This window comes from Bradyrhizobium sp. HKCCYLS1011, from assembly GCF_051167795.1.
Lineage (GTDB): Bacteria > Pseudomonadota > Alphaproteobacteria > Rhizobiales > Xanthobacteraceae > Bradyrhizobium.
This window is the reverse complement of record NZ_JBNPTT010000005.1, coordinates 128805-142200: the sequence shown is the minus strand read 5'-3', so window position 1 is coordinate 142200 and position 13396 is coordinate 128805. Positions and strand designations below refer to the sequence as shown.

General features: G+C 64.2%; 11 protein-coding genes and 1 tRNA gene. 8 read left to right on the top strand and 4 right to left on the bottom strand.

Annotation, left to right across the window (positions count from 1 at the left end; translation table 11 throughout):
• The first annotated feature begins 2 nt into the window (after window positions 1–2).
• Entirely contained in the window at window positions 3–1661 is a 1659-nt protein-coding gene (locus ACQR1W_RS17620) for a hydantoinase B/oxoprolinase family protein (RefSeq protein WP_434851978.1), read from the top strand.
• Window positions 1662–1678: 17 nt separating this feature from the next.
• On the opposite strand, the gene ACQR1W_RS17615 is transcribed toward ACQR1W_RS17620, so the two are convergent.
• Entirely contained in the window at window positions 1679–3445 is a 1767-nt protein-coding gene (locus ACQR1W_RS17615) for a methyl-accepting chemotaxis protein (protein ID WP_434851977.1), read from the bottom strand.
• Window positions 3446–3513: 68 nt separating this feature from the next.
• Here ACQR1W_RS17615 and ACQR1W_RS17610 point away from each other — a divergent pair, with 68 nt between their 5' ends.
• The 3 genes from ACQR1W_RS17610 (at window position 3514) to ACQR1W_RS17600 (ending at window position 7845) form a co-directional block, all read left to right on the top strand.
• Window positions 3514–4956: a cryptochrome/photolyase family protein gene (locus ACQR1W_RS17610; protein ID WP_434851976.1), complete on the top strand. Its 1443-nt coding sequence runs from the start codon at window positions 3514–3516 to the stop codon at window positions 4954–4956.
• Between the two features lie 74 nt (window positions 4957–5030).
• The gene (locus ACQR1W_RS17605; protein WP_434851975.1) at window positions 5031–5327 is read left to right on the top strand and encodes a histone; all 297 of its coding nucleotides are present in this window, start codon (window positions 5031–5033) and stop codon (window positions 5325–5327) included.
• 238 nt (window positions 5328–5565) lie between these two features.
• The gene (locus tag ACQR1W_RS17600) at window positions 5566–7845 is read left to right on the top strand and encodes a cation:proton antiporter domain-containing protein (RefSeq protein WP_434851974.1); all 2280 of its coding nucleotides are present in this window, start codon (window positions 5566–5568) and stop codon (window positions 7843–7845) included.
• Between the two features lie 20 nt (window positions 7846–7865).
• Here ACQR1W_RS17600 and ACQR1W_RS17595 read toward each other — a convergent pair whose 3' ends face one another.
• Window positions 7866–8309 (bottom strand): hypothetical protein, encoded by a 444-nt coding sequence (locus ACQR1W_RS17595; protein ID WP_035984158.1) that lies wholly within the window; start codon window positions 8307–8309, stop codon window positions 7866–7868.
• A 208-nt stretch (window positions 8310–8517) separates the two neighbouring features.
• On the opposite strand from ACQR1W_RS17595, the gene ACQR1W_RS17590 reads away from it, so the two are divergent.
• Together ACQR1W_RS17590 and ACQR1W_RS17585 are read left to right on the top strand one after the other, a co-directional pair.
• Window positions 8518–8787 carry a hypothetical protein gene (locus ACQR1W_RS17590; protein ID WP_434851973.1) on the top strand — a complete coding sequence of 90 codons (270 nt, stop codon included), beginning with the start codon at window positions 8518–8520 and terminating at the stop codon, window positions 8785–8787.
• Window positions 8788–8937: 150 nt separating this feature from the next.
• Window positions 8938–9014 (top strand) — tRNA-Arg (locus ACQR1W_RS17585).
• A 125-nt stretch (window positions 9015–9139) separates the two neighbouring features.
• Here the strand turns inward: ACQR1W_RS17585 and ACQR1W_RS17580 are convergent.
• Both ACQR1W_RS17580 and ACQR1W_RS17575 read right to left on the bottom strand, forming a co-directional pair.
• Window positions 9140–9343: a hypothetical protein gene (locus ACQR1W_RS17580; RefSeq protein ID WP_434851972.1), complete on the bottom strand. Its 204-nt coding sequence runs from the start codon at window positions 9341–9343 to the stop codon at window positions 9140–9142.
• Between the two features lie 417 nt (window positions 9344–9760).
• Window positions 9761–10078: a hypothetical protein gene (locus tag ACQR1W_RS17575; protein WP_434851971.1), complete on the bottom strand. Its 318-nt coding sequence runs from the start codon at window positions 10076–10078 to the stop codon at window positions 9761–9763.
• A 377-nt stretch (window positions 10079–10455) separates the two neighbouring features.
• On the opposite strand from ACQR1W_RS17575, the gene ACQR1W_RS17570 reads away from it, so the two are divergent.
• Together ACQR1W_RS17570 and ACQR1W_RS17565 are read left to right on the top strand one after the other, a co-directional pair.
• Window positions 10456–12333, top strand: coding sequence for a caspase family protein (locus ACQR1W_RS17570; RefSeq protein WP_434851970.1), 1878 nt, complete (start codon window positions 10456–10458; stop codon window positions 12331–12333).
• 84 nt (window positions 12334–12417) lie between these two features.
• Entirely contained in the window at window positions 12418–13395 is a 978-nt protein-coding gene (locus ACQR1W_RS17565; protein ID WP_434851969.1) for a hypothetical protein, read from the top strand.
• The last annotated feature ends 1 nt before the right edge of the window (window position 13396 follow it).

The following is a 13396-nucleotide window of genomic DNA, read 5'->3' as shown; positions in this document are numbered from 1 at the left end:
TCATGAGCCAAGCAAGCGGCGCGAGCCTGATCGACCTGCAGATCATGTGGCACCGGCTGATCGCGGTGGTCGAGGAGCAGGCGCAGGTGCTCTTGCGCACCGCCTTCAGCCCGATCGTGCGCGAATGCGGCGACCTCTCCGCCGGCGTGTTCGACCTCAAGGGGCGCATGCTGGCACAGGCCGTCACCGGCACGCCGGGCCACGTCAACTCGATGGCGGAGTCGGTGAAGCACTTCATCGCGCATTTCCCGCTTCACAGCATGAAGCCGGGCGATGCCTACATCACCAACGACCCCTGGATGGGCACCGGCCATCTCAACGATTTCGTCGTCACCACGCCCTGCTTCAAGGAAGGCAAGGTCGTCGCGCTGTTCTCCTGCACCAGCCATCTGATGGATATCGGCGGCATCGGCTTCGGGCCCGACGGCACCGACGTCTTCATGGAAGGCCTCTACATCCCCATGCTGAAGCTGATCGACCAGGGCATCGTCAATGAGACGCTGATGGCGATGATTCGTGCCAATACACGGCTACCGATCGACACCGAAGGCGACACCTATTCGCTGGCCGGCTGCAACGATGTCGGCTGCCAGCGCCTGGTCGAGATGATGGACGAGTTCGGCATCGAGACGCTCGATCAGCTCGGGGACTACATCTGCGACCGCTCGCGCGAGGCGGTGCTGGCCGAGATCGCCAGGCTGCCCAAGGGCACCTGGCGCAACGAGATGATCGTCGACGGCTACGACTCGCCGGTCACGCTGGCGGCGGCGCTGACCATCTCGGAGGACGGCATCCACGTCGATTTCGATGGTACCTCGAAGGCCTCGAAGTTCGGCATCAACGTGCCGCTCTCCTACACCACCGCCTACACCGTGTTTGGGCTGGGCTGCGTGGTCGCGTCGCAGATCCCGAACAATGCCGGCTCGTTGGCGCCGCTCACGGTCTCCGCTCCTTCCGGCGCGATCCTCAACGCGCCCAAGCCGGCGCCGGTGGCCTCGCGCCACGTGATCGGCCAGATGCTGCCCGACGTCGTGTTTGGCTGCCTGCGCCAGATCATCCCCGAGCGGGTGCCTGCCGAAGGCACCTCGTGCCTGTGGAATCTCAATGTGCGCGGCCAGACCCGTTCCGGCGCCGGCGGCAATTACGGGTTCTCGATGGCGGTGACGTCGAATGGCGGTACCGGCGCCCGCTTCGCCAAGGATGGGCTGTCGGCGACGGCCTACCCGAGCGGCGTGCGCGGCACCCCGGTCGAGATCGCGGAAACGCAGACGCCGCTGATCTTCTGGCGCAAGGAGCTGCGGCCGGATTCCGGCGGCGCCGGCCGCACCCGCGGCGGGCTCGGCCAGATCATCGAGGTCGGCAGCGGCGTCGACGCGCCGTTCGAGATCCTGGCCGCCTTCGATCGCATCGACCATCCGCCCCGTGGCCGCGACGGCGGACGTGATGGTCAAGCGGGCTATGTCGGTCTCGCATCCGGCCAGAAGCTGCGCGGCAAGGGCTTTCAGACCATTCCGCCCGATGACCGGCTGGTGGTGATGACGCCTGGCGGCGCCGGGATCGGCGATCCCCGGGCGCGCGCGCCGGAGCGCGTGCGCGAGGACGTCGAGAGCGGGCTCGTCTCGGCCGGGCAGGCCGCTGAAGTCTACGGGTCCGTGCGGTGAGCGAGGCTGCGCCGGCCTTACGCCGCGCGCATGCCGTTCAGGAAGTTCTGGACTTCTTCCTTCAGCCGCAGGCTCTCGCCCGACAGCGCCTGGGCGGACGCGAACATGCGGCTGGAGCTTTCGCCGGTCTCATCCGCCCCGCGCGCGGCGCTGCGGATGTTGCTGACGACCTCCGCCGTGCCGCTGGCGGCGAAGCGGACGCTCTGGGTGATGTTCTCGGTCGCGGCGCGCTGCTGCTCGACCGCGGACGAGATCGAGGCGGCGATCTCGCTGATCCGCTCGATGGTCCGGGCGATCGCCTTGATCGCCTCGACCGATTCCTGCGTCACCTGCTGCATATTGGCGATCTGGCTGGAAATCTCCTCGGTCGCCTTCGCCGTCTGGCCGGCCAGAGTCTTCACCTCCTGCGCCACCACGGCAAAGCCGCGGCCGGCATCGCCCGCCCGCGCCGCCTCGATGGTCGCATTGAGCGCGAGCAAATTGGTCTGCTCGGCGATGGTCGTGATCAGCTTGACCACGTCGCCGATCCGGCTGGCGGCATCCGACAGTTCCTTGATGCGCTGGTCGGTGGCGGACGCCTGCTTGACCGCCTCGGTCGCGATGGCGGTCGACTCGGTCACGCGCCGGGTGATCTCGCCGATCGCACCCGACAGCTCTTCCGATGCTGTCGCAGCGGTGCGGACATGCTCGGAGGCCGACTCCGAGGCACCGGCGGATTTGCCGGACAGTTCGGCGGTGGTCTTGGCCGTCTGGGTCAGGCTCCGCGCCACCTGCTCGAACTCGCCGGATGCGCTCATGACGTGCTCGATGATGCCGCCGACACTGGCCTGGAACCCATCCACGAAGCGCGTCAGCTCGGCCCGGCGGTGCTGGGCCGCAGCGGCTGCCGCAGCCGCCTGTTCTTCCCGCAGCCGCTGGCGCTCGCTCGATGCGCTGCGGAAGACCTCCAAGGTCCGTGCGATCTCGCCGATCTCGTCGCCGCGATCGTCGCAGTCGATGGCGATGTCGTTGCGGCCTTCGGCAATGCCGGTGAGCGCGGCGGTGACCGAGGCAAGCGGCTTGGTGACGCGGCGCACGACCAGCACCGTCAGCCCAAGCACGAGCAGCGCCGCAATGGCAGCCGCGATCACCATGGTCTGCATCGCCTGCGCCAGCATGGCGTCGAGCTCGGCCATGGGCACGCCGACATAGAGGATGCCGATCACCTTCCCGGTCGGATTCACCAGCGGGAAATAGGCGGTCATGAACGACTTGCCGAACAGCGTCGCGGGGCCCTTATAGGCTTCACCGCGCCGCAGGCTCGCCTGCCCCGGATGGTCAGCCGCCAGCTGGGTACCGACCGCGCGCTCGCCGTTCTCCTTTTTCACATTGGTCGAGCGGCGCACGAACTGCCCGCTCGCATCGTCGTAGATGAACAAGGTCGCGTTGCCGCCGACATAGGAGACCGCGCGGTCGACGATGGCGTGATCCTTCAATTCGGGGAACGCCGGAATCTCGATGCGGACCACCGCGCCGTTCTGCAAGCTGACCTTGGCGTCCTTGAAGGACTCGGCGAAGGTCAGCGCCAGCGTGCGCAGGTTGCCCTCGATGTCCTTCTTGGCGCGCTCGGTGAAATCCGAGGTCAGCGACCAGTACGCCGCGCCGATGACGAGCGCGGTGTTGAGCGCGATGACGAGGGCGGCGCCGACAAGCGCCTTCGTGCCCAGCTTGAACTTGAGGGACAACTGCTTCGACCTTTTTTGGGACTGCAACCGGGTCTCATACTGCCCGTATTTGGTTTCCATGCCCGTTAATTCCGGCACAGAAAATTACGAGAGTCCGCGCAATCGGCGGTAGAGAGGCACCAAAGCATATGCCCGTGCGACCCGTTATCGCATGGTTCCGCGAGAGCCTGCGCCTCTCGGACCACCCTGCCGTGCATGCAGCCGCAAGCGCCGGCGCGCCGGTGGTCTGCGTCTTTGTGCTCGACGACAGAAGTCCGAACGTGCGGCCGCTGGGCGGCGCGTCGCGCTGGTGGCTGGCGCAGTCGCTGCGGTCGTTGCAGGCAAGCCTCCGCGCCGTCGGCGGCGAGCTTGTGCTGCGCCGTGGCGCGCCTGCAGACGTGCTGCGTGCGCTCGCGTCCGAGACCAACGCGGCAGCCGTGTTCTGGAACGATGTGGCCCAGGCGCCGCAACGCACGGTCGCGGCCGAGGTCGAAGAGGCGCTGGCTGCGCTGGGAATCGAGAGCCGGAGCTTTCCCGACGATCTTCTGGTCGATCCCGCCACGCTGCGGGCCAAGGATGGCCGCGGCCCTCGGGTGTTCACGCCGTTCTGGAAGCGCGTGCTCGCGATGGGCGATCCACCAGCCTCGCTGCCGGCGCCACGATCGTTGCCGCCGGTTGCAGGCGTTGCGAGCCTTGCGGTCGAGGATCTGCAACTCGAGCCGACCAGGCCGGACTGGGCCGGTGGTTTGCGCGCGAGATGGCAGCCCGGCGAGGCGGCCGCGCAGCAGCGGCTCGCCACGTTCCTCGGGCAGACCGCCAAAACCTATGCCGCCGATCGCGACCGCCCCGACCTCGATGCGACCTCGCATCTCGCCCCCCATCTGCGTTTCGGCGAGATCAGTCCGCGGCAGGTCTGGCACGCCGCCCGCTTTGCCGCGAGCGAGCATCCGGCACATGCAGTGGGCATCGACAAATTCCTCAGCGAACTTGGCTGGCGCGAGTTCAGCCGGCAATTGCTATACGACCGCCCCGATCTTGCGACCTGCAACCTGCAGGCGTCCTTCGACGACTTCCCCTGGCGCGGCGACGCCCCGGCGCTTGCGGCCTGGCAGCGCGGCGAGACCGGCTACCCGATCGTGGATGCCGGGATGCGCCAGCTCTGGCACAGCGGAACCATGCATAACCGCGTGCGCATGGTGGTCGCGTCGTTCCTGGTCAAGCACCTGCTGATCGATTGGCGGGCCGGCGAACAATGGTTCTGGGACACGCTGGTCGACGCGGATCCCGCCAATAATCCGGCGGGCTGGCAGTGGGTTGCAGGCTGCGGCGCAGATGCCGCGCCCTACTTCCGCGTCTTCAATCCCGTGCTGCAAGGCGAGAAATTCGATCCCGGCGGCAGCTACGTCCGGCGGTGGGTGCCCGAGCTGGCGAAGCTGCCGGCGCCACTTATCCACCAGCCTTGGGGTGCCGCCCCGCTCGAGCTTGCCAGCGCCGGCATCGCTCTCGGCCGGACCTTTCCGGCCCCGATCGTCGACCATAAGCGGGCGCGCGAACGCGCGCTCGCGGCCCACGCAACGCTTCGCAGGAGCTGATTAGTTGCGCTACGCTTTGACAGCTTCAGGAATCCAGCTATCGTTGTTGCGTTTCAACACATCGGGGGACCGATATGGACGACACGCCTCTCATCGAACAAGCGACCAACGCCATCAGCACTGTGGCCGACACCGCCAAGGAAGCAGTGACGACCGTGGTCGCCAAGGTCAAACCCGCGCCCAAGAAGAAGGCTGCAAAACCAGCCACTCCGAAGCAGGCCGCACCGAAGCGCGCTGCCAAGGCCAAGAAGGTCGCGACCAAGAAGTCGGCCAAGAAGACGGTGAAGAAAGCCGCCAAGAAGAGCGCAAAGAGCTCCGCCAAGACGGCCAAGAAGACCACGAAGAAGAAGGCCAAGAAGGCCAAACGCTGAGGTCGAGACCGATTCGAGAGCGGATTACCCGCTTCAAGATCGGCTGTCGCGAACCAATCCAGTGCCCGATGAGGGACTGTCTGGTGCTGGATTGTTTCGTTCTAAGCGGCACGACCGCCAGATTTCGACCAACACCGTCCAGCTCGCGCCGACTGTCGGCCGCGAGCTGGAACTTCTCTGTGCGCCCATGCTTAGCTCGCTGCCCCCCCTGCCTGGGGCTGTGAACGCGGAGGATGCGATGGGGCGCAGGCTCCGACCTATCGTCTGGGGTGGGATCGCCGTCGTTCTGATCGCCCCCGACCTGATGGCACCGATGGCGCATGCTGCGGCCGCCGGCGCCGAAGGCCGTGGCTCGGAATTCCTGCTGCTCGTCCAGGTCGCGCTGCTGATCGGGGTCGGCCGCGGGCTCGGCGAAGTGATGCAGCGCATCGGCCAGCCCTCGGTGATCGGCGAACTGCTCGCCGGTCTTTTGCTGGGTCCCTCGCTGTTCGGCTGGATCTGGCCTTCCGCGCAGGCCGCGATCTTCCCGCCCACGCCGACGCAGAAGGCGATGATCGAGGGCATCGCCCAGTTCGGCATTCTCCTCCTGCTGCTGCTCACGGGCATGGAGATCGACCTCAAGCTGGTGCGCAAGGTCGGCCGGCCCGCGGTGACCATCTCCCTGTTCGGCATTGCCGTTCCGTTCGCCTGCGGCTTTCTGCTCGGCGAGGTGATGCCGGCAAGCCTGCTGCCCCAGCCGGAAGCGCGGCTCGTGGCTTCCCTGTTCCTCGGCACGGCGCTTTCGATCTCCTCGGTCAAGATCGTCGCGGTGGTCGTCCGCGAGATGAACTTCATGCGCCGCAACGTCGGCCAGATCATCGTGGCCTCCGCGATCATCGACGACACCATCGGCTGGATCATCATCGCCATGATCTTCAGCGTGGCTGCGCATGGCACGCTGGACCTGGCCTCGGTCGGTCAGGCCGTGCTGGGCACGCTGCTGTTCCTGGCCCTGAGCTTCACGGTGGGACGGCGACTGGTGGTCCTCCTGATCCGGCTCGCCAACGATCATCTGGTGAGTTCGTCAGCGGTGGTCACCGTGATCCTGCTCGTGATGAGCGCGATGGCGCTCACGACGCATCTAATCGGCGTGCACACGGTGCTCGGCGCCTTCGTCGCCGGCGTGCTGGTCGGCGAGTCCCCGATCCTGACGCGACAGATCGATGAACGGCTGCGCGGCCTGATCACGAGCCTGTTCACACCGGTGTTTTTTGGCTTGGCCGGTCTCGACACCGATCTGACGCAATTGCGCACACCCGAATTGCTGCTGTTCACGGCCGGGCTGATCGTCGTCGCAAGCTTCGGCAAGTTCGCCGGCGCACTGGCCGGCGGCGCCGTCGGCGGGCTCAATCACAAGGAGTCGCTCGCCTTGGCCAGCGGCATGAATGCACGCGGCTCGACCGAGGTGATCATCGCCTCGATCGGGCTGTCGATCGGCGTTCTGAGCCAGAACTTGTTTTCCATGATCGTGATCATGGCGATCCTGACGACGCTTGCCATGCCGCCGATGTTGCGCACCGCGCTGGCCCGCCTGCCGCCACGGCAAGACGAGAAGGAGCGGTTGGAGCGCGAGGAGTTCGAGGACAAGAGCTTCGTCAGCAACATCGAACGGCTGTTGCTGGCCGTTGACAATGGTGCGAGTGCGCGCCTGGCGGCGCATATTGCGGGTCTCCTGGCTGGCCCTGGCGCGCGGCCGATCACCCTGCTCCAGGTCGACGACCACGCGCCCGACGCTGCCGCATCCCCCGATACGCCGTCGAGTTCGGAAGCCGCCGTCAGGAATGCGGCCAAGCAGGTCGCGAGCGAGAGCGGCACGCAGGGCGAGGTCGACGTGACGACGCGCGCCCGTGAAACGACCTGGCGCGAAGCCGTTGAGGATGAGGCGCGCAAGGGATTCGACCTGATGCTGATCGGCGTCGACCACGCGATCACGTCGGAGGGGGACCTCAGCGCGACGGTCCGGGAGCTTGCCGCCGGCTTCGAGGGCCCGTTGGCGCTCGTGGTCGCGAAGGGGCCGAGCAGCGCGCCTCCGCCGCCCAACGGTCGGATCCTGGTGCCGGTCTCCGGCCGGGGCGTCTCGCGCCGTGGCGCCGAAGTCGCTATTGCGGTCGCGCGTGCGAGCGGCGCGCGGCTGCATCTCCTGTATATTTCGACAACGGGCGGCGAAGGCGCGAATCGCGCGGGCGCCGACGGCGAGCAGGATCGAGCCAAGCAGGTCCTCGCTGACGCAACGGAGGCTGCGGACCGCTATCGGCTGGGCGTGACAACGGCCGCCCGTGGCAAGGTCAACCCCGACATAGCGATCCTGGAGGAAGCGGCGGCTGTCAAAGCAGACCTGGTTATACTGGGCGCCGACCGGCTGCAGGGCGAGGTGCTCGATTTCGGCGCGATCGTGTCCACCGTGCTTGCGCGCTCAGAGGCGCCGGTGCTGCTGGTCTCGGCCGATGCCGATCAGACTGCGCGGCGCAGCACGGCATGAGGACAGCCTTGCTGCGGAGACTACCAGTCCGGACAGGGATCGACGATCTTCCAGAGCTCGACCCCGTTCTTGATCTTCTTCATCTCGGTGGTGAGCCCGCCGTTGCGGCGAATCCAGTCCTTCACCGTATCGGGGTAATACGACATCAGCTCGGACGTCCCCTCGAGACTGGTGACCTTGATGCCGAAGGTGAAGGCCTTGTCGTAATAGGCTTGGTGGAAACCGAGGCTTGCGCGCGGGGTGACGCAGATCTTGTTCATCGGCACGATGCCGAACACCAGGGTGCAGGCCGAATTGCAGATGCCGTCGATGATGACGCGCTGGTGGGTATCGCGGATGTGCTGGTACTTGGCCTTGTATTCCTCGATGTAGCCGCCGTGGTCGCGCGTGATGTGCAGGTCCGCGCGCGCCGGGCTGGCGGCGAGGAGCGGCAGCAACCACAAAAGCGAAAGACGGCGCTTCAAAGAATGGGCCCCCGGAACGATCTCAATGGGCGTTCACCGCCCGCCTGCCTCGCAGGACTTTTGCCGGACTGTGTTATGAATCCGTTAAGCATCCGGAAAAGGCCAAAATTTTGGCAATCTCGATCCGTTTTTCCGCAGCTTTTTCGGCTCGTTCGCGCTAGATTATCGCTCAGACAATAGGCCTTAGCGTTGTTTCCGGAGAAACGAGATGAGCATGTCGAAGTTGTTCGCCGCCGCCATGATTGTGTCAGCGGCAAGCCTTGTCCCCACGCTGTCGGAAGCGCGCAGCCACCACCGCCATCATTACGGCTATCAGAGCTATCTCGGTCTGCCCTACCCGATCAGCTATCTGCACAATTACGGGCCCGGGCCGGCGCCGGAGAGCTTCGCCTACTATGACGGCCCCTCGACCAACCGCTGCTACCAGAGTTCCGCGGCCTATATCGGCCAGGACGGTCGCCGCCATCCCTGCTTTTAATCCCGCCGCCATGACTGCCCGGTCTCCGGCATCCGCTCAATAGCAGCCCCACAAGGGCCAGCAGACGCTGGCCCTCTTCCACCAAGTCTGGTATCGGGAGGCCGATCGTCGGGGTTTGGTGACCACGGCGACCGCGGCCGACACCGCAACGCGCTCGTAGCTCAGCTGGATAGAGCATCGGATTTCGATTCCGAGGGTCGGGAGTTCGAATCTCTCCGAGCGCGCCACTTCGGTACGAAACTGGGCACTCCAACACCTGCCGTTTTTGCGCCGGACACCGCGACGAGCGTGCGCAGCAGCGCGCTTTCAGGGCCCAATCGGATTGGTGTGAATGCTGTAGATAGGTAAATTCTCATTTCGTCCCCCCCCCGCTGCTCAGGCTGACGCGAATGATCCGGTATACCTGCTCACGTTCCAGCAGTTCCAATTGCGCGGCCATGTCGCGCCATTGCTGCGCAGCGTTACGGTAGAACCGCGCACAAATCGGATCGACCCTGTCGGCCGCATCCTCGCATTGTTCGGCCTTCGCCAGCATTTCCTTTGCACCAAGCATCATGATTTGATGCCTCCCGTAGCCGAGGCACTGCAATTAACTAAGTGAAAGACCGAGAGGGGGTCGACCCAGTCTGACTAGCCGCGTGCATGCGGCATTCGAGCGGCGCCGCGTCAGCCTGCAAGAACACGGTAGACGAAGGTGCGGCCAGTCGTAAGAGCCTTAGCGATAGCCGAAGCCCCCTATATCCTTCGCGCAACTCTTTCACCTTCACAGGATCATGAAAGCCTTGCGGCCTTGGTACACCCCGCGTGACAGGCTAAATGGCGGGAGATATCCATCTCGGCGCAAATCGAAATGGCCGCAATCGAGCGGCAACCGGACTACCTACGAAATCGAGAAGACAGCCGCCAAATCGCCGAACCAGCTTTGAGCCTTTTGCCTTGTCGATTTGCTGATCCGCCAGGTTGCTTCCCACGCTCAATCCTTCGTCATGAGATTGCTGCGCAGCGCTGCCTGTCTCTCGTCCGCACAGCCGATCTCTACGTGATCAAGGCTCATGAGATGGCGAAGTTCATGAGCCCAAGCGCGTCCATTGGCGAAAATCATTGGCGTACCGTTGGACGAAGCTGGCCGGCTCGGGATCGCTATTGAGATATGAGCTCCCACCTGCAGCCAGGCTTTGAATGGCATTGACCAGATAGACGCAGCTCGCGTTTCCAAATCATGAGGGAGCGGCTCCCTCCGATCACCAGCATAGGGAACCTCGATCCATCCCTTTTGGCTGCGTCCGATCATCGCACTCGCCTCCTGATTTGGCGCTTGCTGCCGCCCTCACATGCCGTTCTCTGGAGCTTCATTCGAGCGGGCCTGCGCATCATTCTGCCGCAGGGCGGCTGGCACCAAATTCGCAGCGAGATCAAAGCCTTGAGCTAAATCCACCGATGACCGGAACGATGCTCCTCGTTCGGGGCAATCGACCAACCAAAATGTTCGATGCGGGATTGAACGCCTTCCATTCGCCAAGAGACAACATGAAGAATGGATCAGGCTCGAAATTGTTACTGTACGAAAATAGCTGAGCGCCCGTAGCGTACGAATGGAGTCAGCGGGCATTTTCGACGCGGCCATCTTCGCGACGCTACACTTTTCGGGCAGCTGCTGGATGTTTCGCCATGAGATTGCACAGGCACCTTCGAGTTTATCTGCTTCTTGCTGCGTCGCTGTTCCTGGCGTGTCACCCGGCTTGGGCGACAAAACGCGTGGCCTTGGTCGTTGGCAATTCCAGCTATCAAAACGCTCCATTGCTTCCAAACCCGGCCAACGACGCCGGAGCCATCGCCGCGACCCTAAAGGGCGCAGGATTTGATGCGGTTGACTTGAAGCTCAACCTCGCGGCCAGTGACATGCGGCGGACGCTGAGAGATTTCGCCGATCAGGCGCGCGACGCCGATATTGCGCTGGTCTATTATGCAGGTCACGGGATCGAGATCGACGGGACGAACTATCTGATCCCGACAGACGCGCGACTCGAACGGGACACCGATATCTATGACGAGGCGTTCTCGCTCGATCGTGTCCTGCTGGCAATCGAGCCTGCCCGGCAGCTTCGGGTGGTGATCGTCGACGCGTGCCGCAACAATCCGTTTGCCGACACGATGAAACGCACGGTTGCCTCGAGGTCGATCAGCCGCGGGCTGGCCAGGGTCGAACCCACCGTCTCCAACACGCTGATCGCGTTTGCGGCGAAGGCCGGATTAACGGCGCTCGACGGCAACAATATGAATAGTCCGTATGCGGCGGCGCTCGTAAAATATATCGCAAAGCCAGGCCTCGATTTGCGCAGGGCTTTCGGCTTCGTCCGCGACGACGTCTTGCAAGCCACCGGAAATCGGCAGGAGCCCTACGTGTACGGCTCGCTGGGAGGCGAGGATGTTGCGCTGGTCCCTGCTCCCAAGGCAGAGGAGCCGACGCAAGCGGCCAACCCGCAGTCGGAGATCCGTCGTGACTACGAGCTGGCCTTGCAACTGCACAACAAGGCCGCTTTGAACGCGTTCCTGACCCAGCATCCGGACGGATACTACGCGAATCTCGCCAAACTACAGCTTAGCCAGCTTGAGGCGGAGGACGCACGTGTTGCAGCAACGGAGAAGGCGCGGCAGGCCGAAGAGCAGCAAGCCCGGCTCATGTCCCAGGACGCCCAGCGTGCCGACCGGGAAAAGGCGGCCGCGGAGCTGAAGGCCGCGGAAGAGGCCCGTATTGCCGCCGAGAAGGCAAAGCAAGCCGCGCAGGAACAGGCCGCGGAAGCCGAACGTAAGCGGGTTGCATCCGAAACCGCAATCGTCGCTGCGCTTTCCGGCAACAAGGCAAGTGTTGAGAGTACCGTCCCGAATAATGCTGGAGCTGTCGCTCCGGTCCAGGATGACAAGGGTCCGAAGCTCGCCACGCTGGGCGCGGAACCGAGCCAGACCGATATCGCAAAGACTGATATCTCGAAGGCCGATCTCGCCAAGTCACTCCAGAGCGAATTGAGCCGCGTCGGCTGTTTCACCGGTGCCATTGACGGTGAATGGAATGCGGCCTCGCAGCGCTCGATGACCCTCTTCAACCGGCATGCGGGAACTAAACTGGACGTCAAGCTTGCAAGCCTCGACGCGCTTGACGCAATCAAACTCAGACCATCGCGAGTCTGCCCGCTGATCTGTGAGCATGGCTACCGGCCTGACGGCGACAAGTGCAGCAGGATCACCTGTGCCGAGGGCTCGTTCCTCAACGACGACAACGAATGTGAGAAGCGCCGCGGGAAGAAGCCGGTTGCGAGGCGCAATACGGACGACCATCCGGCGCGCTCGGAGCGTTCGATCCGCCCAGATGAGACTGCGGACGTTCCTCGGCGCAAGGTTACTTCCAGGTCGCAGGGAGGCGGCGGGGGCAGCGGCCAGATCTATTGTGATGCCTATCTGTGCCGTCCGGTCGCACGCGGCTGTCACCTCGAGTATCGCGGTGGCGGCGGCCCCGGCGGCAATACCGGCAACGTGCAAGTCTGCAACTAGCGGGACCGGGCACCGCGTATCAGCTAGCCCGTCTTTGCGTAAGACATTGGCCGAAGCGGAGCGACCTGCGTGGCGGCGTGTGAGTTGGAGCAGAAGGACATCAACGCCTTTCCGGGAACAACGCTTTTCACGAAGCGGCAGGCGCCCGGCATGATGCCAACGGCGGTGTATCTTCCGCCGAAACACGTAACCGCCACCACCAAGCTTGATGTCGTGATCTGGCTGCACGGGTTCTACGTCAAAGACCACGAATTCCTGTTTCACAATGACCCTGCGCGACTGCGCGAGCAAGTCAAGGACTGCGGCAAGGACGTGGTGCTCATCGCGCCCTTCCTGGGCTACGAATATGCCACCGACGACGGCTTCGCCGGAAACTACAGCGTGAAGGATCTGGCAACCCCGAAATGGGGCGAACGCTACCTCGATGAGATCCTCGGGGCTCTTGCCAGCTTCCTGGGTGCTTCCTCCGCGTCCATTCCTCAGCTCAAGATCGGCAGGCTCATCATTGCGTGTCATTCCGGCGGCGGCAACGCCATGCGCAATCTCGTCGGGAGCCTCGGAAAGTATCAGTCGCATCTGAAGGCCTGTTGGGGATTTGACTGCCTTTACGGCGCCAAGGCGCAGCCGGACGATGCGACGTTCTGGTACCAGTGGTTGTCGGGACAGAACGACTGCGCCCTCGAGATCGTGTATGGTCCATCAACCCTCCCGCAATCCGTGAAGCTGGCCCTGGTCGGACGCGGTCTGGCGACAAGCGATGGCAATCGAGCTCAGCCGCAGCGCCCCGCCCTCAAGAACCTCAACGTCAGCCTCGGCCATTACGACTCGTTTCCGGCGTTTGGCCAGATGGTCAGGGTCAACGATCTGGACCCGGCCTTCGTCGACCGCTTCATGATTCCGCAGGTCGCAGACCAACCCCGGCTGCACGACAAGCCAGCGCCGCAGCACGGGGAATTCCTCCAGCACGCAATCTCGAACGTTCGCGACGCTTTTCCGTTTCCCAAGGACATTCATTACATGATCGCCCGGGGCGGCTTCTTCAACCGGCTGAGCAAATTATAGG

What these genes read in the sequence shown, in the direction of transcription:
- ACQR1W_RS17620 (WP_434851978.1), top strand. Translation starts at nt 3, where the DNA reads ATGAGCCAAGCAAGCGGCGCGAGCCTGATCGACCTGCAGATCATGTGG.
- ACQR1W_RS17615 (WP_434851977.1), bottom strand. Translation starts at nt 3,445, where the DNA reads ATGGAAACCAAATACGGGCAGTATGAGACCCGGTTGCAGTCCCAAAAA.
- ACQR1W_RS17570 (WP_434851970.1), top strand. Translation starts at nt 10,456, where the DNA reads ATGAGATTGCACAGGCACCTTCGAGTTTATCTGCTTCTTGCTGCGTCG.
- ACQR1W_RS17575 (WP_434851971.1), bottom strand. Translation starts at nt 10,078, where the DNA reads ATGATCGGACGCAGCCAAAAGGGATGGATCGAGGTTCCCTATGCTGGT.
- ACQR1W_RS17605 (WP_434851975.1), top strand. Translation starts at nt 5,031, where the DNA reads ATGGACGACACGCCTCTCATCGAACAAGCGACCAACGCCATCAGCACT.
- ACQR1W_RS17590 (WP_434851973.1), top strand. Translation starts at nt 8,518, where the DNA reads ATGAGCATGTCGAAGTTGTTCGCCGCCGCCATGATTGTGTCAGCGGCA.
- ACQR1W_RS17600 (WP_434851974.1), top strand. Translation starts at nt 5,566, where the DNA reads ATGGGGCGCAGGCTCCGACCTATCGTCTGGGGTGGGATCGCCGTCGTT.
- ACQR1W_RS17580 (WP_434851972.1), bottom strand. Translation starts at nt 9,343, where the DNA reads ATGATGCTTGGTGCAAAGGAAATGCTGGCGAAGGCCGAACAATGCGAG.
- ACQR1W_RS17610 (WP_434851976.1), top strand. Translation starts at nt 3,514, where the DNA reads ATGCCCGTGCGACCCGTTATCGCATGGTTCCGCGAGAGCCTGCGCCTC.